Raw genomic sequence first — 21,367 nt, forward strand, 5'->3', positions numbered from 1 at the left:
GTCTCCGCACAAAATCGTAAAGCTCGACTGCACAAAGGCTAAAGTCGAGCTTTACGTTTGGCAAGACGATTTCGTAACGGGCAGGGCCGGGAGCCAGCCCTGCGGCTGGCCCGGTTTCAGCTTCTAGCGGTCGCGGATTTCCCAGCGCGCGTTGAGGCGGAGCGCCAGAAGCGTGCAGAGCGCGCCGGACAGAAGATAGGCGCCGGCTGCGATCAGGCCGAATTCTGTGGCGAGCACCAGGGCCGCGAGCGGCGCGAAGCCCGCACCGAACAGCCAGGCAAGGTCGGACGTCAGCGCCGAGCCAGTATAGCGATAAGGCTTGGAGAAGCTCGCCGCGACCGCACCCGAGGACTGCCCGAAAGCGAGGCCCAGAAGCGCGAAGCCTGAGAACATGAAGAGCGTTTCGCCGGCGAAGCCGCCATCGAGCAGCTGCGGTGCAAAGCCGGAGAAGACCGCAATCGCCAGCGCACAGCCCATCAGAAGCTTGCGGCGGCCATAGCGATCGGACAGCGCGCCCGAAATGAAGACCGCGATCGTGCAGATCACCGAACCGACCGCTTCGAGGGTCAAGAAGCGCGCCGGGTCGTCGCGGGTGTAGAGAAACACCCAGGAAAGCGGGAACACCGTGACCATGTGGAACAGCGCGAAGCTCGCCAAAGGCGCAAAGGCGCCGATCACCACATTGCGGCCTTCCGCGCGCAGCGTCTCGACGATGGGTGCCGGGCGCAGCTCGCGGTTGTCGAAGAGGTTGGTATATTCCGGCGTCACCACGATGCGCAGGCGTGCGAACAGCGCCACGACATTGATGGCGAATGCCACGAAGAACGGATAACGCCAGCCCCAGTCGTAGAAGTCCTCTGCCGAAAGATTGCCGACGAAGAAGGCGAACAGCATGCTGGCTACGAGCAGGCCGAGCGGCGCGCCGAGCTGCGGGATCATCGCATACCAGCCGCGCTTGTTCTCAGGCGCGTTGAGCGCCAGCAGCGAAGCGAGGCCGTCCCAAGTGCCGGCAAGGGCCACGCCCTGCAGGATGCGCAGCACGGACAGGATCACGGCCGACCAGATGCCGATGCGCTCATAGCCGGGCAGGAAGCCGATCACCACCGTCGAGGTGCCGAGCAGGAAAAGGGCTGAAGTGAGCTTGGCACCCTTGCCGTAATTGCGGTCGATCGCGGTGAAGATCGCGGTGCCGAAGGGGCGGGCGATGAAGGCCAGCGCGAAGATGATGAACGAGTAGAGCGTGCCGGTCAGCGGATCCACGAAGGGGAAGACGAGGCGCGGAAACACGATCACCGACGCGATCGCGAACACGAAGAAGTCGAAGAACTCCGACGTACGCCCGATGACCACGCCCACCGCGATGTCGTTGGGGTTGATCTCGCCGTGTTTGGCATTGACGAGCCGGGCGTCGCGCTCGGCCGTGGCTTCAGTCTGCATGGTGTCTTCCAGCTGAACCGTGTGGGTCGCGCGAGTGTGAACCCGCAGCGATTGAGTGAAATCCAGCCTGCCTATGCATCTTTTGCGACATGGGCGGGCATTGGGCAAATTGTCCAATGTCGGAACGGGCGCGGGGGGAGTAGCGCGATGCCGAAAAATGAAAGCGGCTTTGCGTCCTTCAATGAAATCCCTTCGCTTCTTCCTTCTCGGCCTGCTGCTTCTGCCGCTCGCCGGCTGCAACTGGGTGGTCATGGCGCCAGCCGGCGACGTGGCGGCCCAGCAGCGCGACCTGATCCTGATCTCGACCGGCCTGATGCTGATCGTGATCATCCCGGTGATGGTGCTGACCGTGCTCTTCGCCTGGCGCTATCGCCAGGCCAACACGGATGCGCCCTACGATCCGGATTGGGATCACTCCACGCAGCTGGAACTGGTGATCTGGGCGGTTCCGCTTCTGATCATCATCGCGCTCGGCGCTTTCACCTGGATGGGTACGCATCTTCTCGACCCATACCGGCCGCTCGGCCGCGTGTCGGCAACCAAACCTGTCGAGCAGAACGTGAAGCCGCTCGACGTGAATGTGGTGGCGCTGGACTGGAAGTGGCTCTTCATCATGCCGGAATACGGCGTGGCATCCGTCAACGAGCTCGCCGCGCCTGTGGATCGCCCGATCCGCTTCCGCATCACCTCGACCTCGGTGATGAACGCTTTCTATGTGCCCACGCTCGCCGGCATGATCTATGCCATGCCCGGCATGGAAACCAAGCTGCATGGCGTGGTCAATCACACCGGCACCTATGACGGCTTTTCCTCGCACTATAGCGGCGCGGGCTTTTCCAAGATGCGCTTCAAGTTCCACGGCCTCGATCAGGCCGGGTTCGACGCGTGGGTCGCCAAGGCCAAGGCCAGCACCGTTTCGCTCGACCGCCCGACCTATCTCGAGCTCGAGCGCCAGAGCGAAGGCAATCCAGTGCAGCTCTATGCCAGTGTCGATCCGAAGCTCTTCGATGCCATCGTCAACATGTGCGCCACGCCCGGCAAGATGTGCATGAACGAGATGATGGCGATCGACGAGAAGGGCGGCCTCGGGATGGCTGGCATCCACAACACCCTGCCGCTCGTCTACGACAAATATGCCCGCCGCGGCGCGGGTTCCGGCTCCGTGTTCGGCCCGGAGCCGCGCTATGTCGCCGGCATCTGCTCGGAAGCCGAGGCGCTCGCCATGTCGCGTGACAGCGAGGACGCTCCCGTGCGTGACCGCTTTACGCCGATCCAGGGACTAGGCCTGTCGCGGCCCGGCGCCCAGCCGGTGAACTCCTCGACGCGCTCGTCCGCGCTGTCCACACCTTTCAGCACGCTGTGAATTTCTGATGGCTATCACCAATCCCGTTCCCGTGAGCCCGATCTTCGGGCGGCTGACGCTCGACGCGTTTCCCATCCACGAGCCCGTCATTCTCGGCGCCTTCGTCGGCACCGCTCTGATCGGCGCCGTGGTGCTCTTCGCACTCTTCAAATATCGCCTCTGGGGCTATCTCTGGACCGAGTGGTTCACCTCCGTCGATCACAAGAAGATCGGCATCATGTATATGGTGCTCGGTCTCATCATGTTCCTGCGCGGCTTTGCCGACGCCATCATGATGCGCGTCCAGCAGGCCATCGCCTTCAACGGTTCGGAAGGCTATCTCAACGCGCACCACTATGATCAGGTCTTCACCGCGCATGGCGTGATCATGATCTTCTTCGTGGCGATGCCCTTCGTCACGGGCCTGATGAACTATGTCGTGCCGTTGCAGATCGGCGCGCGCGACGTGTCGTTTCCGTTCCTGAACAACTTCTCGTTCTGGATGACGACGGCAGGTGCCGTGATCATCATGATCTCGCTCTTCGTCGGCGAGTTCGCGCAGACCGGCTGGCTCGCATTCCCGCCGCTGTCGGGCCTGGGTGCGAGCCCATATGTCGGCGTCGATTATTATATCTGGGGCCTGCAGGTCGCCGGTGTCGGCACGACATTGTCGGGCATCAACCTGATCGCGACCATCGTGAAGATGCGCGCGCCGGGCATGTCGCTGATGAAGATGCCCGTCTTCACCTGGACCTCGCTCTGCACCAACGTGCTGATCGTCGCCTCCTTCCCGGTGCTCACCGCCGTTCTCGTGCTGCTTTCGCTTGACCGCTATGTCGGCACGAACTTCTTCACGAACGACTTCGGCGGCAATCCGATGATGTATGTGAACCTCATCTGGATCTGGGGCCACCCGGAGGTCTACATTCTCATTCTGCCGCTGTTCGGCGTGTTCTCGGAGGTCACCTCGACATTCTCGAACAAGCGCCTCTTCGGCTACACCTCGATGGTCTACGCCACCGTCGTGATCACCATCCTGTCCTACCTCGTCTGGCTCCACCACTTCTTCACGATGGGCTCGGGCGCGAGCGTGAACTCGTTCTTCGGCATCACCACGATGATCATCTCGATCCCGACAGGGGCGAAGATCTTCAACTGGCTGTTCACGATGTATCGCGGGCGGATCCGCTTCGAACTGCCGATGATGTGGACGGTCGCCTTCATGCTCACTTTCGTGGTGGGCGGCATGACCGGTGTTCTGCTCGCCGTGCCGCCGGCCGACTTTGTGCTGCACAACTCGCTGTTCCTAGTGGCGCACTTCCACAACGTCATCATCGGCGGCGTGCTGTTCGGCCTCTTCGCCGCCATCAACTACTGGTGGCCCAAGGCCTTCGGCTTCAAGCTCGACGTGTTCTGGGGCAAGGTCTCGTTCTGGTGCTGGGTCGTCGGCTTCTGGGCTGCCTTCATGCCGCTCTACATCCTCGGCCTGATGGGCGTGACGCGGCGCATGCGCGTGTTCGATGACCCGTCGATCCAGATCTGGTTCCAAATCGCGGCACTCGGCGCGTTCCTGATCGCCTGCGGCATCGGCGCGATGCTGGTGCAGTTCGCCGTCAGCATCTGGCGCCGCGAACAGCTTCGCGACCATACGGGTGATCCGTGGAACGGGCGCACGCTGGAATGGGCGACGTCTTCGCCGCCGCCCGCCTACAACTTCGCCTTCACGCCCGTCATCCACGACAATGACGCGTGGTCGGACATGAAGAAGCGCGGCTACCAGCGTCCGCTCGAAGGCTACCGCTCGATCCACATGCCTTCCAGCACGGGAACGGGCGTGATCCTGTCGGGTCTGAGCGTCGCGCTCGCCTTCGCGCTCATCTGGTACATCTGGTGGCTGGCGGCGCTGTCCTTCCTCGGCATCATCGCCGTCGCCATCGCGCATAGCTTCAACTACCACCGCGACTTCCACATTCCCGCCGAGGAAGTGGTCGCGACCGAGAATGCGCGCACCGAGCTGCTCGCCGCAGGAGTTCGCGCATGAGCACGACCGTGATCGACACGCGAGACGGCGAGGTGCAGTTCCACCTCGCCGAGGAGCCGCACCACTCGGAAGGCTCCTCCACCATGCTGGGCTTCTGGCTCTATCTGATGAGCGACTGCCTCATCTTCGCGATCCTCTTCGCCACTTATGGCGTGGTCGGCGCGAACTATGCGGCAGGCCCGAGCCCGAAGGACCTGTTCGACCTCGAGCTCGTCGCGATCAACACCGCGATGCTGCTCTTCTCGTCCATCACCTACGGCTTCGCGATGCTGGAGATGGCACGCAACCGCAAGAGTGCGACGCTGCTCTGGCTCGGGATCACCGGCCTGTTCGGCCTGGCCTTCCTCGGCATCGAGCTTTACGAGTTCGCGCACCTGATCCATGAGGGCGCGACCCCGCAGCGCTCGGCCTTTCTGTCGGCCTTCTTCACGCTGGTCGGCACGCACGGCCTGCACGTCACATTCGGCACGATCTGGCTCGTCACGCTGATGGTGCAGGTGTCCAAGCATGGGCTGATCCCCGCCAACCGCCGCCGCCTGTTCTGCCTGTCCATGTTCTGGCACTTCCTGGACGTGATCTGGATCGGCGTCTTCACCTTCGTTTACCTTCTGGGGATGCTGCGATGAGCGAGCTGGCCCACCACACCGACAATCTCGGCCGCGGCCATGGCGACAGCCACGGGCATGGGCATGGGCATGGGCATGACGCGCACGAAGCGCACGGCTCGTTCAAGGGTTACATGACGGGCTTCGTCCTGTCGGTGATCCTGACGGCGGTTCCCTTCTGGCTCGTGATGGAGTCTCCGCTCGCCAGCCCGCAGCTGACGGCGTTTCTGGTCGTCGCCTTCGCAGCCGTTCAGATCGTGGTGCACATGATCTTCTTCTTGCACATGAACGCCTCCTCGGAAGAGGGATGGAACTTCATGGCATTCGTCTTCACGCTGATCGTGGTCGTCATCACGATCGCCGGCACCTTGTGGGTCATGTATCACATGAACACCAACATGATGCCGCAGATGGACACGATGGAACAGAACGAGATAGGCCAGCAGCCGTGACGCCAACGAGCGCGCCGCGCCCGCGAGGGATAGGCGCGCTCGCTGTTCTCGGGATCCTCGCACTTCTCGGCATCGCGGCGCTGACGGCGCTGACCGTCTGGCAGGTCGAGCGCCGCGCCTGGAAGCTCGACCTGATCGAGCGCGTCGAGGCGCGGGTGAAGGCCGAGCCCGTCGCGCCGCCCACCGACGCCGAATGGACGGCGGGATCGGCAAAGGACTTCGAATACGCCCGCCTGGCTCTTTCAGGCCGTTTCGACGATAGCAACGAGGTGCTCGTTCAGGCCGTCACGGAGCGCGGTGGCGGCTTCTGGGTGGTCACACCGTTTCAGGCTGACGACGGCCGAACCATTCTCGTCAATCGCGGTTTCGTGCCAAACGACGCGCGCGATCCCGCTTCGCACCCATCCGTACAGAGTGAGACGCGGGTGGTCGGCCTTCTCCGGCTGTCCGAGCCGAAAGGCGGCTTTCTGCGCTCCAACGATCCGGCCGCCGGCCGTTGGTATTCCCGCGATGTTGAGGCCATCGCCTCAAGCCGAAACCTCGGCCCGGTCGCGCCTTTCTTTATCGATGCGGAACTCCGCGCGAACGGTGTCCCGCCCGGTGCTGACCTTCCTGTAGGCGGCCTGACCGTTCTGCGCTTCAACAACAATCACCTCGTCTATGCGCTGACCTGGTTGACCCTGGACATCATGCTCATATCTGCGACGGTGTTCGTTGCGCGCCGTGAATGGCGTTTGAGACGGGCACGCCGCGCCGCCTGAGCACCCGAATGCCGCACAGAGCCTTCTCCGACGGCGACATCGCGCCCATCAGCGACGCCGCCAACCGCCAGAATCTTTTTCTCTTGATGCTGCTGCGCTGGATCGCGGTCGGCGGTCAGGTGGCGACGATCCTGTTCGTCCGTTTCGTGCTCGGGATTCCGTTGCCGCTCGGCCTGATGGGGCTCGTCATCCTGCTCCTGATGGCGCTGAACCTGTTTTCCTTCTGGCGTTACCGCGCGAAGGATGCGGTGTCGAACACCGAACTCTTCATCCAGCTTCTGCTCGATGTGGCGGCTCTCACCGCGCAGCTCTATCTGAGCGGCGGGGCGAGCAATCCCTTCGTCACGCTGTTTCTGCTCCAGATCATTTTGAGTGCCGTGCTGCTCGAAGCGTGGTCGGCTTGGGCGATGGTGGGTGTCACAAGCCTTTGTTTCTTCGCGCTGATGAGCCTGTCCTTCGGCAGCGCCATGCCGCTGATGCACGGTGACGGCATGGCGCCCTTGCACCTCAAGGGCATGTTCATCTGCTTCGTGCTGGCTGCGGGGCTGCTCGTCTTCTTCGTCAACAAGATCAATCGTAACCTGCGCCAACGCGACGACCGCCTCGCCGACCTGCGCCGCCAATCGGCGGAAGAAGAGCATATCGTGCGCATGGGCCTGCTCGCCTCGGGTGCCGCGCATGAACTCGGCACGCCCCTCGCGACGCTGTCCGTGATCATCAACGACTGGCGTCGTATGCCGCCTTTCCGCTCTGATCCAGGTCTCGCGCAGGAGATCGACGACATGCAGAGCCAGCTCGACCGATGCAAGTCGATCGTGTCGGGCATTCTCATGTCGTCGGGCGAGGCGCGGGGCGAGGGCACGGTGCGGACCACCGTCAACGCCTTTCTCGACGAGCTGATCGCCGAGTGGCGAATCCACCGCTCGCCGCGCCGTGTATCCTACCGCAACGATTTTGCGCCCGACGAGCCGATCCATCTCGATCTCGCGCTCAAGCAGGTCATCTCCAGCCTGTTCGACAACGCCTACGAGGCGTCGCCCGACTGGCTCGGCGTCGTCGTTCAGCGCGCGGATGAGCAGCTCCTCCTGACCGTCGAAGACCAGGGACCGGGCTTCCCGCCAGAAATGTTGGAAGAATTCGGCAAGCCCTACAGATCCAGCAAGAACCGGCCGGGGAGTGGCCTCGGCCTGTTTCTCGTGGTCAATGTGGCGCGTAAGCTCGGCGGCACGGTGTCGGCCGGCAACCGGCCCGAGGGCGGTGCCGCCGTGACCTTGTCTCTGCCACTGGCGCGGCTTGCCGCAGGAGGTGCGCGTGGACGCTAGACCCTCATTGCTGATCGTCGAGGACGACCCGACCTTCTCGCGGACCTTGCGCAAAAGCTTCGAGCGGCGCGACTACGAGGTGTCGTCCTGCGCGGGCGTGGCCGAAATGCACGAGCTTCTGAAGGCAGAAACACCCGACTTCGCCGTGGTCGACCTCAAGCTCACCGACGGCTCGGGCCTCGAATGCGTGAAGGCGCTGCACCTGCACGATGCCGACATGAAGATCGTGGTGTTGACCGGCTATGCCAGCATCGCGACGGCTGTCGAAGCCATCAAGCTCGGCGCCTGCCACTATCTGGCGAAGCCTTCCAACACCGATGATATCGAAGCTGCCTTTGCGCGCGAGGAGGGCGACACGGCCATTCCGCTGACGAGCCGCACCACTTCGATCAAGACGCTGGAATGGGAGCGCATCCACGAGGTCCTGGCCGAAACGGACTTCAACATTTCCGAAGCCGCACGACGCCTGGGCATGCACCGGCGCACCCTCGCGCGCAAACTCGGCAAGAGCCGCGTCGCCTGAACCTCAATCGCATTGCGATTCTCCCACGACTTGCACTATCGACAGCGTGAAGCATTCGGGAGCATCTCATGACGAAACGTTTCGATCTCAGCGGCGAAGTGGCCGTGATCACCGGTGGTGGACGCGGCATCGGCCTGGCCTGCGCCGAGGCGCTGGGCGAGGCCGGCGCAAAGCTCGTGCTGATCGAGCCCCAGATCGCAGCGGCGCAAGCCGGCGTTGATGCTCTCAACGAGAAGGGCATCGAGGCCGAAGCGGCTGAAGGCGACGTGACCGATTCCGCCCGCATGACCGCAATTGCCGATCAACTCGCGAGTGAGGGACGCGCAGCCACCATCCTCGTCAATAACGCGGGTATCGGCGAAGCGGGCACAGCGCTCGAGGACACCACCGACGCGCAGTGGCTGCGCATGATGGATGTGAACCTCAACGGTCTGTTCTGGTGCACGCGGGCGTTCGGCAGCCATATGGTCAAGGCCAAGCGTGGCTCGATCGTCAATCTCGGATCCATGTCGGGCCTGATCGCCAACCGTCCGCAGCCGCAGACGCCCTACAATGTCTCGAAAGCGGCCGTGCACCATCTGACGCGCTCGCTCGCGGCCGAATGGGGCCAGCACAATGTGCGTGTGAACGCGGTCGCGCCGACCTATATCGAGACGCCCATGGTACTCTCCAATCCGCTCAACCAGGACCGCATTCCGCTCTGGCTCGCCGACACGCCGATGGGGCGTATGGGGCAGGCGGAAGAGGTCGCGAACGCGGTGCTGTTCCTAGCATCCGGCGGCGCCAGCCTCGTCACGGGCGCCGTGTTGCCCGTCGATGGCGGCTATACCTGCTGGTAAGCCGACCGCGAGAAATCGGCACCATAGGCACGCGGCACCACATGTGGCGGACGTCCTTCCGCCGCATGGATGTGAAGCGGCAGGCCGAACACGGTTTCGAGCACTTCGCTGGTGAAGACTTCGCGCGGCGTGCCGTCCGCGGCCAGCGTCCCGCGCTCCATGATGGCAATGCGGTCGGCAAAGGCCGCGGCAAGGTTCAGATCGTGTACGATGGCGAGCACTGCGCCGCCCGCGCGTGAGAACGTGCGCGCAATCTCCAGCACCGCGATCTGGTGGCGGATGTCGAGGCTCGATGTCGGCTCGTCGAGGAAGAGCAGGCGCGGGCGGCCATCCTCGCCGACCGGTGCGCCGATCTGCGACAGCACGCGGGCCAGATGCACGCGCTGCTGCTCGCCGCCCGAAAGCTCGGAGAAGCGCCGCGCGCCGAAGCCTGCGAGATCGACGCGCTCGAGTGCCGCACTCACCTCACGTTCCAGCCCGACGCGTGAGCTGCGCGCTTCGACGCCGAGACGTACGACTTCGAACACGGTGAAGGGAAAGGCGAGCTGGTTCGACTGCGGCAGCACTGAGCGATGGCGTGCGAGCTCGGACGGCGTCCAGTCGGCAAGAAGGCGGCCATGAAAGCGCACCTGCCCGCTTTGAGGCGCAAGCTCGCCCGCCATCAACTTCATCAGCGTGGATTTGCCTGCACCATTGGGGCCGAGCAGGGCCGTCAGCTCACCTGCCCGAAGTGCAAGGCTTACCCCTGAAACGATTGCGCGCCCCCCGGCTTTGACCGTCACGTCTTGAAGCTGGAGCATCGTCATAGCTCGCTGAAGCCACGGCGGCGCAACAACAGCCACAGAAAGAACGGCGCGCCGAGAATGGCGGTGAGAATACCGATCGGCAGTTCGGCAGGGCTCGCCAGCGTGCGCGCGGCCATATCGGCGACGAGGATCAGGATCGCACCCAGAAGTGCCGAGGCGGGCAGCAGGAAGCGATGATCGGCGCCCACCGCGAGGCGCAAGAGATGCGGCACGACGATGCCGACGAATCCCACGACGCCGGCCGCCGCGACGCTCGCCGCCGTGCCGGCCGCCACGATCACGATCGCCAGCCGCTTGAGGCGCTGGACGCTCAGTCCCAGATGGAAGGCCTCCGCCTCACCCAGAACGAGCGCGTTCAGCCCGCGCGCGAGGAATGGCGAGGCGAGGAGCGCCGCGACCATGATCGGCCCGCAGGTCCAGAGCCGCTCCCAGCTCGCGCCCCCTAAGCCGCCCAGGCTCCAGAAGGTGATGTCGCGCAGCTGGCGGTCATCGCTCAGAAAAACGAGAAAGCCCGTCAGCGCGCCGGCCAGCGCGCCGAGTGCGATGCCGGCGAGCAGCATGGTCGCGATGGCCGTGCGGCCCTGGCTCGTGGCCACAGTGTAGAGCAATGCCGTGGAAGCGAGGCCGCCGAAGAAGGCGGCGAAGGGCAGCGTCCAAGGCCCGAGAATGCTATCAAGAAACCCGCCGCCCAGCACGATCACGGCAACGGCCGCGAGTGCCGAGCCCGATGAAACGCCGGCCAGTCCCGGATCAGCCAAAGGGTTGCGGAACAGGCCCTGCATCAACGCGCCGCCGCAGGCGAGGCTCGCACCGACCAGGCACCCGAGCAGAATGCGCGGCAGGCGGATCTGCCAGACGATCACCGTATCGCCGAGATTGGCCTCGCTCGGACGTGGGCCTGAAAGCAGAATTTCGACCACGCGCGCAGGCGAAAGCGCAGCAGGACCGACGCCCAGCGAAACGATAGCCGTCAGCACCAAGAGAAGAGCGAGGAGGATCAGCGCGAGCCGACCGGTTCGCGTGCGGTCGCCGGTGTCAGTCGAGGACACGGCCAAGCTTGCCGCCGTCATGGCTGCCTGAGCGCAAGATCGGGATAAAGCCTGGATGCCAGTTCACGTGCCGCGGCCGGCGTGCGCGGGCCGAAACCGAGCAGATAGAGCGCGTCCATCTTGATCAGCCGCTTGTTGCGGCCTGCCGGCGTCGCGGCCAATGCGGGAAGCGCGAAGGCGTCGCCGCCATGCGCCTCGCCACCGCGATCCATCATCAGGATCACATCGGGCTGGAGCGCGGAGGCCGCTTCCCAGGAGAGACCCTTATAGCCCTTGGTGCCGGCCAGCACGTTCTGCGCGCCGGCCAGCCGGATCATGGCGTCGGCGGCCGTATCCTCGCCGGCGGCCAGCGGGCGGTCGTCCTTGAGCGAGAGGATGAAGAGCACCTTCTGCCTGGCCTTCACCGCGCCAAGCTCCTTCTGAAGTGCGGCGAGGTCCGTGGAGACCTTCGACGCCATCGCGTTCCCGTCGCTGTCGCGCCCCAGCGCGTGCGCAACGGTCCTGATCTTTTCAGGCAGGGCTTCGACCGAGTGCCCGGCAGGCACATGCACCACTTCGACGCCAGCCGCATCGATCAGCTTCACGGCCTCGGGCGGGCCGGCGCCGTCCTCCAGGAGGATCATGTCGGGCGAGAGCGACAAAACGCCTTCAGCCGAGAGCGCGCGGATATAGCCGACATTGGGCAGCGCTTTGGTTTCGGGTGGATAAAGGCTGGTCGTATCGACCGCTGCCAGCCGTTTCTCTTCGCCCAGCGCATAGACGATCTCGGTCGCCGCGCCACCGATCGAGACGACGCGCTTCGGGTCCTGTGCCGACGCAGATTGAGCGGCAAGCCCTGTCAGCGCCAGCGCAAGCGACAAAGAGCGTAGGACCGGAAAACGCATAACAGAAAACCCTCATGGCAAGCCGGCGAACGGCTTGAACCGCAGAACTCCAACCGCCGCGTCGCTTCTCTGCAACAGTTCTCCGAACTGAATGTGAATGATGCGGAGTCATTGTTGACTCGTTTAGTCATGTTTGCATAACAGGGTCAAGACGGATCACAGAACCGGCGGGGGCCGGCGGTGTCCGATCGTGAAGGCCAGCCACCGAGCCGCTCCCAGGCTTCCAGCCCGCCCAATGTCGTTTGCTGGAAGTGGGGTCCTCTTGATGAAGTCTCGTGTTTCGCGTCTCGCCCGTTTTGGTGCCGGACTTGTTTTATCCTGCGCGATCGCCGCGCCGGCATTCGCCCAAACCGCGCCCAATGCCGATGACGATGCGGTCTTGCCGACCGTGACAGTCGAAGGGCAGAAGAAGGGCACCGCGGCAACGCAAGCCACGCCGACCACCAGCCGCATCACGCGCGACAATCTCGACGCCGCACAGGTGCGGGATATCAGCGAGATCAACCGTCTCGATCCGGCCGTGAATTTTTCGGCCGGCAACAACTCGATCAATGTGCGGGGCTTGAGCGGTCCGCGCGTGCTGACCACGATCGACGGCGTGCGTGTGCCCTGGATCGAAGACGGGGCGCGGGGCCTGTCGGGCGGCGTTTCCTCTTTCGATTTCGACACTCTGTCACAGATCGATCTCGTCAAGGGCGCGGATTCGAGCGTCTTCGGATCGGGAGCGCTCGGCGGCGTGGTGGCGTTCCGCACGCTCAACCCCGAGGACCTGCTTCTCAACGGCAAGACCTTCGGCGGGCTTTCACGCCTTTCCTTCGATTCCAAGGACAAGAGCTGGAGCGTCGAGCAGGCGCTCGCCGCGCGTCTTCGCGACACCTACTTCTTCTTCCAGGGCGGTTATCGCGATGGGCAGGAGATCGAGAACCAGGGCGATGTCGGTGGCTATGGCGCGTTGCGAACCGAGAAGGAGCCGCGCGACTACGAGCGGCAGAACTACCTCGCCAAGGTCCGCCAGCATTTCGAGGGCGGGCATGTGCTGGGCCTGACGGCCGAAAGCTACGACCGCGACGACGACGTCGAGAACCGCACGGCATCCCAGGCTCCCGGATCCGCACTTCCAAACGTTCCCGGCACCTATGTTCTGGGCACACCCCGCCTCAACGACAGCGACAAGCGCCAGCGTGTCTCGCTCAATTACGAATACGCACCGGAAGAGGGCGATGGCCTGATCTCGGCCGCCGATGCCGTGGTCTACTGGCAGAAGCAGGACCTCGACAGCGATTTCTCCGGCATCCGCCGGACCACGCCGCGTGGCGACTACAGCCGACTGACCGAGCGCGAGGAGACCACGATCGGCGCCAATGCCAACGCGGTGGCGAGCTTTCTGACCGGCGCCGTTTCCCATGATGTCGGCTTCGGCGGCGAAATCTTCGGCAGCCAGTCGGGCCAGTTTTCGAGCGGCCAGGACAGCTGCCCGCCGCCGCCCTATCCGCCCTTCAACTCGTGCAACTTCCTCCACACCAACCAGGCCGACATGCCCGATGTCGACGGCCTGACGGTGGGGGCCTACGTGCAGGACGAGATGGGCTTCTACGGCGACCGCCTGCGCCTCACGCCCGGCGTGCGCTTCGACTGGTATCGCGCGGAGCCCAAGGACACGGACGGCCTCGAAGACAATCCGAGCTTCAGCGGCTTGCCCGACGAGTCGAGCGACTCCGCCGTTTCGCCGAAGTTCCGCGCCGAATGGGACGCGACGCCCGGCATCACGCTGTTCGGCCAGTACACCCGCGGCTTCCGTGCGCCGACGCCGACGGAACTCTACCTCACCTATGGCGGACCGGGCACCTATCTGCGCATCGGCGACGCCGAGCTCGAGTCCGAAACGAGCAACGGCTTCGACATCGGCGCCATCGTCGGCGACGACCAGCGCGGCGGCTCGCTGAACCTGTTCTACAACCGCTACGAGAACTTCATCGACGTGGTCACCCTGACGGCGGCCGAGGCCGGCGTGCCGCCCGGCACCTATCCGCTCGGCATCACCGCCTACGACAACCGCGCCAAGGTCGATATCTGGGGTGCGGAAGTCTCGGGCCACTGGCAGTTCGACGCCAGCTGGCGCCTGGCTGCCAGCATCGGCGCCTATGTCGGCAAGGACCGCGAAACGGACGAGCACCTGAACACGATACCCGCCGCCAAGGGCATCTTCGACCTCGGCTACACCGCCGGTGAGTGGGGCGCGAACGCCATCGTCACGCTGGCGGCTGCCCGCGACAAGGTGGAAGACGACATCTCGCGCACGCCCGGCTACGGTCTGCTCGACCTGTCGGGCTGGTGGAAGCCAAGCCAGGTCGAGGGCATGAAGCTGACGGCCGGCGTCTACAACGTCTTCGACAAGAAGTACTATGATGCGCTCGACATCCCGGACTCGACCACGCTTCAGAAGGACTACTTCACCGAACCGGGCCGCACCTTCAAGGCCAGCGTCGCCTACCAGTTCTGACGTCTGGCCTCATAGAATTTCACGTCACTCACGCAGGAGAAACCATCGATGTTCATCGCCATGAACCGCTTCAAGGTGATCAAGGAATCCGCTCAGGATTTCGAGGCCATCTGGCTCAACCGCGAAAGCCATCTGCAGACGCTGCCGGGCTTCGTGGAGTTCCACATGCTGAAAGGCCCGGAGCGCGAGGACCACGTGCTTTACGCCTCGCACACCGTGTGGCGGACCAAGGCGGATTTCGAAGCTTGGACACGTTCGGACGCGTTCCGCGCTTCGCATGCGCGCTCGAACACGTCGGAGCACAAGCCGACCTATCTCGGCCATCCCGAGTTCGAAGGGTTCGAGGTGATCCAGAAGATCAAGGTCGATCCGCAAGCCAACGCGGCCTGAAGTAGCAGCAATCGGAAAAAGGGGCGGGAGGCGCGAGCGTCCCGCCCTTTTCCTTTATAGCTCAGTTCGCGCCCGCACCCATCTCGCAGAAGCGGATGCGGTTGCTGAAAGGGTCCACCACTTCCAGCTGGTCGCCCCAGCGCGCTTCCTCGACGCTAGGCTTGTTGTAGGTGTAGTTCCGCGCGATCAGCTCGTCGCGATAAAGGCGAACGCCTTTCATCTCCACGAATACCGTCGAGCCGGGAGTGGCATCGCCGTGATGTGCGCTGAGGTGAAGCACGAGCCCCGCACGCGAGACCTGCATGTAGAGCGGCGCGTTGGCGTGAAAGCGGTGCTCCCAGTCGAGCGAGAAGTCGAGGAAGTCCAGGTAGAACTCCCGCGCCTTGGCTTCGTCGAAGATGCGCAGGATCGGCTTGGTGGCAGTGAAGCGAATCGCAGAATCGCTCGCATCCTGTGTTGCGGCCAGCGTGTTCCAGTCGCGTACCCCGAACTGGCTCGCTACGAGTTCCAGCGCCTCGCTGTGGGATAGGGCAATGTTCTTTTGCCCAAGTGCCGCGCGCAGCGCCTTGGCCATGGCTTTAGGATCGGTCTGCATAAGCATCCTCGTGTGCAGGCGGATCGTTTGCCGGGGCTCGCATTGCCGACGCATCCGCCGCCCGAGGCCTGATGCTTGATGGTCTTCCAAGTGCTTTCACCATGCCATGGTGGCGCGAGCGGCGGGCAGCACCAGCCCACACAAAGCTTGGCCCAGAGGATCGACGGGAGCAAGTCGCTTCCACGGGATTTCCAGTGGCAAGACGGATGGCAGGTAGTTCGACTGGCATGCGATCTTTCCTCAAAATTGCTCTCGTGAGACGCGATTTCCCTGCTTGCCAATAGTCATACTATATGACAGAAACCCTCCAGCGCCGTTGAGGATCGGCGTCCATATCTCAGGGAGGAGAGTTCATGCGACATTTCACGCGACTTCTGTTGGGCGTTGCCGCCGGCACGTTGATGGCCGGTGCGGCTTCGGCTGCCGACCTCACCGTCGGCTTCTCGCAGATCGGCTCGGAGTCGGGCTGGCGCGCGGCCGAGACCAGCGTCACCAAGCAGGAAGCCGAAAAGCGCAAGGTCGATCTCAAATTCGCCGACGCGCAGCAGAAGCAGGAAAACCAGATCAAGGCGCTGCGCGGCTTCATCGCCCAGGGCGTCGATGCCATCTTCATCGCACCCGTGGTGGAGACCGGCTGGGACACGGTGCTGCAGGAAGCCAAGGATGCCGAGATTCCGGTCATTCTTCTCGACCGCGGCGTCAAGGCGTCGCCCGACCTTTACATGACGGTCGTTGCATCCGACCAGGTGCATGAAGGCAAGGTGGCCGGCGACTGGCTGGTCAAGGATGTCGGCGACAAGACCTGCAATGTGGTCGAGCTGCAGGGCACGACCGGTTCCTCGCCCGCCATCAACCGCAAGAAGGGCTTCGAGGACGCCATCGCCTCGCACGCCAACATCAAGATCACTCGCTCGCAGACCGGCGACTTCACCCGCGCCAAGGGCAAGGAAGTGATGGAAGGCTTCCTGAAGGCCGAGAACGGCGGCAAGAACATCTGCGCGCTCTATGCCCACAATGACGACATGGCGGTGGGTGCCATCCAGGCCATCAAGGAAGCGGGGTTGAAGCCCGGCACCGACATCAAGGTCGTCTCGATCGACGCCGTGCCGGACATCTTCCAGGCCATGGCCGCAGGCGAGGCGAATGCCACGGTGGAACTGACGCCGAACATGGCGGGTCCCGCTTTCGACGCGCTCGAGAAGTTCAAGGCCGACGGCACGCTGCCGCCCAAGCAGATCATCACCGAATCCAAGCTCTACACGCAGGCTGACGATCCGATGAAGGTCTATGAGGAAAAGAAGGGTCTCGGCTACTAAGCCTCTCCCAAGCTCGGCCGGGCTTCTCCGAGAAGTCCGGCCGTTTTTCCCCAAGGATTGAGATCCCGCGCCACGGGCGCGGCGTCTTGTTCGGGAGGTGTGGCATGTCCACAGGCGAGGCGCTCGTCAGCGCCGAAAAGATCATCAAATCGTTTCTGGGCCTGCGTGTGCTCGACGGCGTGGACTTTTCAGTCCGGCCGGGCGAAATCCATGCGCTGCTCGGTGAGAACGGCGCGGGCAAGTCCACGCTCATCAAGATCCTGACAGGCGTGCATCAGCCCGACGGCGGTACGATCCGGCTGCGCGGCACCCCGGTCACGGTGCGCGACACGGGCCACGCGCAGGAACTGGGCGTCGGCACCGTTTATCAGGAGGTCAATCTCCTGCCGAACCTGTCGGTCGCCGAAAACCTCTTCATCGGCCGCCAGCCCATGCGCTGGGGCCTGGTCCACCGCTCCGAGATGGAAAAGCGCGCCAAGGCGCTGCTCGCCCAATACGATATCGACATCGACGTGAGTGCCGATCTCGGCCGCTTTTCTGTGGCCGTGCAGCAGCTGGTGGCCATCGCGCGTGCCGTCGATCTGTCGGGCTCCGTGCTGATCCTCGACGAACCCACCGCCAGCCTCGACCGTGCCGAGGTCGAAACGCTGTTTGCGATCCTGCGCCGCTTGCGCGATCGCGGCATGGGCATCGTTTTCATCACTCACTTCCTCGATCAGGTCTATGCGCTCTGCGACCGCATTACGGTTTTGCGCAACGGCAAGCTGGTCGGCACGCGCGAGGCGGCCGAGCTGCCGCAGGTGGAGCTCGTCTCGATGATGCTGGGCCGCGCGCTGGCCGAGGCGACCCATGGCGCGGAGGCCGAGCGACGGTCTGCGCCGCCATCATCCGGCAAACGCATCGAATTCTCGCATTATGGCCGCGCCCGCTCGGTAGCACCCTTCGATCTTTCGATCGGGGCAGGCGAGGTGGTCGGCGTCGCGGGCCTGCTCGGCTCGGGCCGCACCGAAACGGCGCGCCTGCTGTTCGGGCTCGATGCGCCCGATTCCGGTTCGCTCACGATCGACGGCAAGCCGGCCAAGGTCCTGTCGCCGCGCGCGGCCGTGCAACTCGGCTTCGCCCTCTGCCCGGAAGACCGCAAGACGGACGGGATCGTCGGCGATCTGAGTGTACGCGAGAACATCGCACTCGCATTGCAGGCCCGGCGCGGCTGGCTGCGGCGCATGCCGAGCCGTGAGCAGGCCGAACTCGCCGACCGCTTCGTCAAAGCGCTCGACATCCGCACATCCGATATCGAGAAGCCGGTGAAATTCCTTTCCGGCGGCAACCAGCAGAAGGTGGTGCTGGCCCGCTGGCTCGCGACGAACCCGCGCCTGCTCATCCTCGACGAACCCACGCGTGGCATCGATGTCGGCGCCCATGCCGAGATCATCGCGCTCATCAACCGCCTCTGCGAGGAGGGACTGTCGCTCGTCGTCATCTCGTCGGAGATCGAGGAGATCACCGCCTACTCGACGCGCATTCGCATCCTGCGCGACCGCGAGCATCGCGGTGAGCTGACCGGAGCCGAGATTTCGCCCGACAACATCATGCGGGCGATCGCCGCGCAGGCGTCCGCATCGAATGAAGGGGCTTCGGCATGATTTCGCTTCGCCGCGCGGCCCCGCAGCTCATCGCGCTGGCCGTCATCCTCTTTCTCAACTGGCTGGCATTCCCCGGCTTCTTCAATATCCGCATCCAGGACGGCCGCCTGTTCGGCTCGGTCGTCGATGTGTTCAATCGCGGCGCGCCGGTGATGATCCTTGCCATTGGCATGACCATGGTGATCGCCAGCCGCGGCGTCGATCTGTCCGTCGGTGCCGTGATGGCGATGGCGGGCGCCACGGCCGCGACCATGACGGTCGCGGGCTATCCGCTGGTCGCGGTGCTTGCGGCTGCGCTCGTGGTCGGCCTCCTCTGTGGGCTCCTCAACGGCATTCTCGTCGCCTTTCTCGACCTCCAGCCCATCGTCGCGACGCTGATCCTGATGGTCGCGGGGCGCGGCATCGCGCAGCTCGTCACCGAAGGCTTCATCGTCACCTTCAACGAGCCGGGCCTGATCTTCTTCGGCACGGGCTCGTTCCTCGGCATTCCGATGCCGGTGGTGATCGCAGCCGTCCTGGGCGTGCTCGCCATCCTGCTCGTGCGGCGGACGGCACTCGGGCTTCTCATCGAAGCGGTCGGCGTCAACCGTAGCGCGAGCACCTATGCCGGGCTCAACAGCCGCGTTCTCCTGCTCTTCGTCTATACGTTCTCGGGCTTCTGCGCGGCGCTCGCCGGCATCATCGCCACCGCCGACATTCGCGGGGCGGATGCCAACAATGCGGGCCTCTGGCTTGAACTCGACGCGATCCTCGCGGTCGTCATCGGTGGTACTTCGCTGCTCGGCGGGCGTTTCTCGATCCTGATGTCGATGCTCGGCGCCATCATCATTCAGGCGATGAACACCGGCATTCTCCTGTCCGGCTTCCCGCCCGAATACAACCTGATCGTGAAGGCGGCGGTGATCATCATGATCCTGCTCGCCCAGTCGCTTTCCCTTGCGGGCGCTGGCGCCTTCTTCCGACCCGGCGCCAAGGCGAAGCCTCAAGAGCCTTTGAGAAGCTCGGACCCGTCAGCGAACAAGGCACAGAATCCGGCATGAGCAACAGGCTTCTTCCCTTCTACGCGACGCTTCTAATCGCGGTCGTCGCCTACGGGCTCTGCGTCATGCAGTTCCCGAATATGTTCTCGACCCGCGTGCTCGGCAATCTTTTGACCGACAACGCGTTCCTGGGGATCGCCGCCGTCGGCATGACTTTCGTCATCATCTCGGGCGGCATCGACCTGTCGGTCGGTTCCGTCATTGCCTTCACCGGCGTGCTGATCGCCGTTCTCGTCGGCTGGTACGGTTTCCATCCGCTCGTGGCTTTCGCCATCGCGCTTCTGCTCTCGACGCTGTTCGGGGCCGGGATGGGCGCCATCATCCACTATCTCGACGTCCCGGCCTTTATCGTCACGCTGGCCGGCATGTTCCTCGCGCGGGGCCTGAGCTTCGTGATCACCACGGACTCGATCCCCATCGGTCACGAGTTCTATTCCACGATCCAGAGCCTCTATTGGCGCATGCCGGGCGGCGGGCGGCTCACCGTGATCGGCGGGCTGATGCTCGTGGTCTTTCTCGGCGGCATCGTGCTCGCGCATTTCACGCGCTTCGGCTCATATGTCTATGCACTCGGCGGCAACCGGCAATCGGCGGAGCTGATGGGCGTGCCGGTCGCGCGCACCACGGTGCTGATCTATGCGCTGTCGGGCTTCCTGTCGGGGCTCGCAGGCGTCGTCTTCTCGATCTACACCTCGGCCGGCTATCCGCTCTCGGCCGTGGGCGTCGAGCTCGACACCATCGCGGCGGTGGTGATCGGCGGCACGCTTTTGACCGGCGGCACCGGCTATGTGGCGGGCACGCTGGTGGGTGTGGCGATCCAGGGCATCATCCAGACCTATATCGTCTTCGACGGCACGCTCTCGTCGTGGTGGACCAAGATCGTGGTCGGCATCCTGCTCTTCGCCTTCATCGCGCTGCAGCGGGTACTGGTGCTCGTATCCTCACGCAAGGCGGGAGCGCTCGCCCCTGCCTGACGCTGCCACCATCGAGCCCGAAGGGCTGGCGCAGGAGGCGAGGGCGCTGATCGAGGCGCAGCGGCCACGCACCCATCATGGCCATGTGATGCACGATCTCGGCTGTGACATCGTCGGTGGCCGGTACCTTGAAAACACCAATCTGCCCGGCGACACCGAACTGATGGAGCGCTTCGGCGTGTCGCGCACGGTTTTGCGCGAGGCGCTCAAGACGCTTTCCGCCAAAGGCCTGATCCAGGCCAAGGCCAAGATCGGCACCCGCGTGCGCGAGCGCCGCTTCTGGAACCTGTTCGATCCCGACATCCTCACCTGGCATGTGGAAGCGGGTGCCGACCGTGCCTTTCTGTCCCACCTGTCCGAAATGCGCATGGCGCTGGAGCCCGAAGCTGCCGCCCTTGCTGCCGAGCGTCGAACGAATGCGCAATCGCGCGACCTCTTCCTCTGGGTCGAGCGCATGGGCGAGGCGCGCACGGAAATTTCCCTCTTTGTCGAGGCCGACCTGCGCTTTCACATCGCGGTGGCGGAAGCCTCGGGCAATCCCTTCATGCGCTCGATCAGCGCCCTGATCGAGGTGGCGCTCGCGATCACCTTCGCCATCTCTTCGCCATTGCCCGATCAGGCGCGTCACGCGCTCACCGTCAGCCGGCACCGCGCCATTGCGGACGCTATCGAGCGCCGCGACGCCAAGGCTGCACGCGCGGCCATGCGCGTCGTCATCGATGACGGCAGCGAGCGCGTGGCGGACGTCACCCGGGCAGGAACGCTGCGTTGAACAGCTTGTGTTCGAACCCCGTCCGACCCCGACCTTTGTGATAGTTGACACCGGCAGGGTTTCGGCTAGTGGAAAA

At 64.1% G+C, this 21,367-nt stretch carries 20 protein-coding genes; 15 read left to right on the forward strand and 5 right to left on the reverse strand.

The features are described from left to right. Positions 1-123: 123 nt before the first annotated feature. Positions 124-1,437 carry an MFS transporter gene (locus NGM99_RS17390; protein WP_252821242.1) on the reverse strand — a complete coding sequence of 438 codons (1,314 nt, stop codon included), beginning with the start codon at positions 1,435-1,437 and terminating at the stop codon, positions 124-126. A 181-nt stretch (positions 1,438-1,618) separates the two neighbouring features. Between NGM99_RS17390 and cyoA the strand changes: the two genes are divergently transcribed. The 8 genes from cyoA (at position 1,619) to NGM99_RS17430 (ending at position 9,322) form a co-directional block, all read left to right on the forward strand. Beyond that, positions 1,619-2,800, forward strand: coding sequence for a ubiquinol oxidase subunit II (gene cyoA, locus NGM99_RS17395; RefSeq protein ID WP_252821244.1), 1,182 nt, complete (start codon positions 1,619-1,621; stop codon positions 2,798-2,800). 7 nt (positions 2,801-2,807) lie between these two features. Continuing rightward, positions 2,808-4,820 carry a cytochrome o ubiquinol oxidase subunit I gene (cyoB, locus tag NGM99_RS17400; RefSeq protein WP_252821245.1) on the forward strand — a complete coding sequence of 671 codons (2,013 nt, stop codon included), beginning with the start codon at positions 2,808-2,810 and terminating at the stop codon, positions 4,818-4,820. Further along, positions 4,817-5,446, forward strand: coding sequence for a cytochrome o ubiquinol oxidase subunit III (gene cyoC, locus NGM99_RS17405; protein WP_252821247.1), 630 nt, complete (start codon positions 4,817-4,819; stop codon positions 5,444-5,446). Before cyoB ends, cyoC begins: the two co-directional genes overlap by 4 nt. Continuing rightward, positions 5,443-5,877: a cytochrome o ubiquinol oxidase subunit IV gene (gene cyoD, locus NGM99_RS17410; protein WP_252821249.1), complete on the forward strand. Its 435-nt coding sequence runs from the start codon at positions 5,443-5,445 to the stop codon at positions 5,875-5,877. Before cyoC ends, cyoD begins: the two co-directional genes overlap by 4 nt. Next, positions 5,874-6,638, forward strand: coding sequence for an SURF1 family protein (locus NGM99_RS17415; RefSeq protein ID WP_252821251.1), 765 nt, complete (start codon positions 5,874-5,876; stop codon positions 6,636-6,638). The genes cyoD and NGM99_RS17415 overlap by 4 nt, the downstream gene beginning before the upstream one ends. 8 nt (positions 6,639-6,646) lie before the next feature. After that, positions 6,647-7,960, forward strand: a complete 1,314-nt coding sequence (locus tag NGM99_RS17420; protein WP_252821253.1) for an ATP-binding protein — start codon at positions 6,647-6,649, stop codon at positions 7,958-7,960. Further along, complete coding sequence (locus NGM99_RS17425; RefSeq protein ID WP_252821255.1) at positions 7,950-8,483, forward strand: response regulator transcription factor; 534 nt, start codon at positions 7,950-7,952, stop codon at positions 8,481-8,483. Before NGM99_RS17420 ends, NGM99_RS17425 begins: the two co-directional genes overlap by 11 nt. Before the next feature lie 68 nt (positions 8,484-8,551). Then, positions 8,552-9,322, forward strand: a complete 771-nt coding sequence (locus tag NGM99_RS17430; protein WP_252821257.1) for an SDR family NAD(P)-dependent oxidoreductase — start codon at positions 8,552-8,554, stop codon at positions 9,320-9,322. Here NGM99_RS17430 and NGM99_RS17435 read toward each other — a convergent pair. From NGM99_RS17435 to NGM99_RS17445, 3 genes are read right to left on the reverse strand one after another with little or no spacing between them, the layout of a single operon-like run. Next, positions 9,307-10,122 (reverse strand): heme ABC transporter ATP-binding protein, encoded by an 816-nt coding sequence (locus NGM99_RS17435; RefSeq protein WP_252821259.1) that lies wholly within the window; start codon positions 10,120-10,122, stop codon positions 9,307-9,309. The two genes, NGM99_RS17430 and NGM99_RS17435, sit on opposite strands and share 16 nt — an antisense overlap. Before the next feature lie 2 nt (positions 10,123-10,124). Continuing rightward, positions 10,125-11,198, reverse strand: a complete 1,074-nt coding sequence (locus tag NGM99_RS17440; RefSeq protein WP_252821261.1) for a FecCD family ABC transporter permease — start codon at positions 11,196-11,198, stop codon at positions 10,125-10,127. Next, complete coding sequence (locus NGM99_RS17445; RefSeq protein ID WP_252821263.1) at positions 11,195-12,061, reverse strand: heme/hemin ABC transporter substrate-binding protein; 867 nt, start codon at positions 12,059-12,061, stop codon at positions 11,195-11,197. The genes NGM99_RS17440 and NGM99_RS17445 overlap by 4 nt, the downstream gene beginning before the upstream one ends. A 265-nt stretch (positions 12,062-12,326) precedes the next feature. On the opposite strand from NGM99_RS17445, the gene NGM99_RS17450 reads away from it, so the two are divergent. Both NGM99_RS17450 and hmuQ read left to right on the forward strand, forming a co-directional pair. Continuing rightward, positions 12,327-14,561, forward strand: coding sequence for a TonB-dependent hemoglobin/transferrin/lactoferrin family receptor (locus NGM99_RS17450; protein WP_252821265.1), 2,235 nt, complete (start codon positions 12,327-12,329; stop codon positions 14,559-14,561). Positions 14,562-14,609: 48 nt separating this feature from the next. Beyond that, positions 14,610-14,951 carry a heme-degrading protein HmuQ gene (hmuQ, locus tag NGM99_RS17455; protein ID WP_252821267.1) on the forward strand — a complete coding sequence of 114 codons (342 nt, stop codon included), beginning with the start codon at positions 14,610-14,612 and terminating at the stop codon, positions 14,949-14,951. Positions 14,952-15,012: 61 nt separating this feature from the next. On the opposite strand, the gene NGM99_RS17460 is transcribed toward hmuQ, so the two are convergent. Beyond that, positions 15,013-15,546, reverse strand: a complete 534-nt coding sequence (locus NGM99_RS17460; protein WP_353937433.1) for a glyoxalase superfamily protein — start codon at positions 15,544-15,546, stop codon at positions 15,013-15,015. A gap of 353 nt (positions 15,547-15,899) precedes the next feature. On the opposite strand from NGM99_RS17460, the gene ytfQ reads away from it, so the two are divergent. The 5 genes from ytfQ (at position 15,900) to NGM99_RS17485 (ending at position 21,291) form a co-directional block, all read left to right on the forward strand. After that, positions 15,900-16,862: a galactofuranose ABC transporter, galactofuranose-binding protein YtfQ gene (gene ytfQ / locus NGM99_RS17465; protein WP_353937434.1), complete on the forward strand. Its 963-nt coding sequence runs from the start codon at positions 15,900-15,902 to the stop codon at positions 16,860-16,862. A gap of 104 nt (positions 16,863-16,966) precedes the next feature. Beyond that, positions 16,967-18,505, forward strand: a complete 1,539-nt coding sequence (locus NGM99_RS17470) for a sugar ABC transporter ATP-binding protein (RefSeq protein WP_252821271.1) — start codon at positions 16,967-16,969, stop codon at positions 18,503-18,505. After that, positions 18,502-19,545: an ABC transporter permease gene (locus NGM99_RS17475; protein WP_252821273.1), complete on the forward strand. Its 1,044-nt coding sequence runs from the start codon at positions 18,502-18,504 to the stop codon at positions 19,543-19,545. Before NGM99_RS17470 ends, NGM99_RS17475 begins: the two co-directional genes overlap by 4 nt. After that, positions 19,542-20,519 carry a galactofuranose ABC transporter, permease protein YjfF gene (gene yjfF, locus NGM99_RS17480; RefSeq protein ID WP_252821275.1) on the forward strand — a complete coding sequence of 326 codons (978 nt, stop codon included), beginning with the start codon at positions 19,542-19,544 and terminating at the stop codon, positions 20,517-20,519. Before NGM99_RS17475 ends, yjfF begins: the two co-directional genes overlap by 4 nt. Before the next feature lie 88 nt (positions 20,520-20,607). Then, the gene (locus tag NGM99_RS17485; protein WP_252821277.1) at positions 20,608-21,291 is read left to right on the forward strand and encodes a FadR/GntR family transcriptional regulator; all 684 of its coding nucleotides are present in this window, start codon (positions 20,608-20,610) and stop codon (positions 21,289-21,291) included. Positions 21,292-21,367: the final 76 nt, after the last annotated feature.

Origin of the sequence: Mesorhizobium liriopis (assembly GCF_024053505.1) — a bacterium.
Lineage (GTDB): Bacteria > Pseudomonadota > Alphaproteobacteria > Rhizobiales > Rhizobiaceae > Mesorhizobium_B > Mesorhizobium_B liriopis.

Excerpts from the sequence above, each read along its gene's own strand:
- NGM99_RS17390 (WP_252821242.1), bottom strand. The coding sequence starts at position 1,437 with ATGCAGACTGAAGCCACGGCCGAGCGCGACGCCCGGCTCGTCAATGCC.
- cyoA (WP_252821244.1), top strand. The coding sequence starts at position 1,619 with ATGAAATCCCTTCGCTTCTTCCTTCTCGGCCTGCTGCTTCTGCCGCTC.
- cyoB (WP_252821245.1), top strand. The coding sequence starts at position 2,808 with ATGGCTATCACCAATCCCGTTCCCGTGAGCCCGATCTTCGGGCGGCTG.
- cyoC (WP_252821247.1), top strand. The coding sequence starts at position 4,817 with ATGAGCACGACCGTGATCGACACGCGAGACGGCGAGGTGCAGTTCCAC.
- cyoD (WP_252821249.1), top strand. The coding sequence starts at position 5,443 with ATGAGCGAGCTGGCCCACCACACCGACAATCTCGGCCGCGGCCATGGC.
- NGM99_RS17420 (WP_252821253.1), top strand. The coding sequence starts at position 6,647 with ATGCCGCACAGAGCCTTCTCCGACGGCGACATCGCGCCCATCAGCGAC.
- NGM99_RS17430 (WP_252821257.1), top strand. The coding sequence starts at position 8,552 with ATGACGAAACGTTTCGATCTCAGCGGCGAAGTGGCCGTGATCACCGGT.
- NGM99_RS17435 (WP_252821259.1), bottom strand. The coding sequence starts at position 10,122 with ATGCTCCAGCTTCAAGACGTGACGGTCAAAGCCGGGGGGCGCGCAATC.
- NGM99_RS17440 (WP_252821261.1), bottom strand. The coding sequence starts at position 11,198 with ATGACGGCGGCAAGCTTGGCCGTGTCCTCGACTGACACCGGCGACCGC.
- NGM99_RS17445 (WP_252821263.1), bottom strand. The coding sequence starts at position 12,061 with ATGCGTTTTCCGGTCCTACGCTCTTTGTCGCTTGCGCTGGCGCTGACA.
- NGM99_RS17450 (WP_252821265.1), top strand. The coding sequence starts at position 12,327 with ATGAAGTCTCGTGTTTCGCGTCTCGCCCGTTTTGGTGCCGGACTTGTT.
- hmuQ (WP_252821267.1), top strand. The coding sequence starts at position 14,610 with ATGTTCATCGCCATGAACCGCTTCAAGGTGATCAAGGAATCCGCTCAG.
- NGM99_RS17460 (WP_353937433.1), bottom strand. The coding sequence starts at position 15,546 with ATGCAGACCGATCCTAAAGCCATGGCCAAGGCGCTGCGCGCGGCACTT.
- ytfQ (WP_353937434.1), top strand. The coding sequence starts at position 15,900 with ATGCGACATTTCACGCGACTTCTGTTGGGCGTTGCCGCCGGCACGTTG.
- NGM99_RS17470 (WP_252821271.1), top strand. The coding sequence starts at position 16,967 with ATGTCCACAGGCGAGGCGCTCGTCAGCGCCGAAAAGATCATCAAATCG.
- NGM99_RS17475 (WP_252821273.1), top strand. The coding sequence starts at position 18,502 with ATGATTTCGCTTCGCCGCGCGGCCCCGCAGCTCATCGCGCTGGCCGTC.
- yjfF (WP_252821275.1), top strand. The coding sequence starts at position 19,542 with ATGAGCAACAGGCTTCTTCCCTTCTACGCGACGCTTCTAATCGCGGTC.
- NGM99_RS17485 (WP_252821277.1), top strand. The coding sequence starts at position 20,608 with ATGCACGATCTCGGCTGTGACATCGTCGGTGGCCGGTACCTTGAAAAC.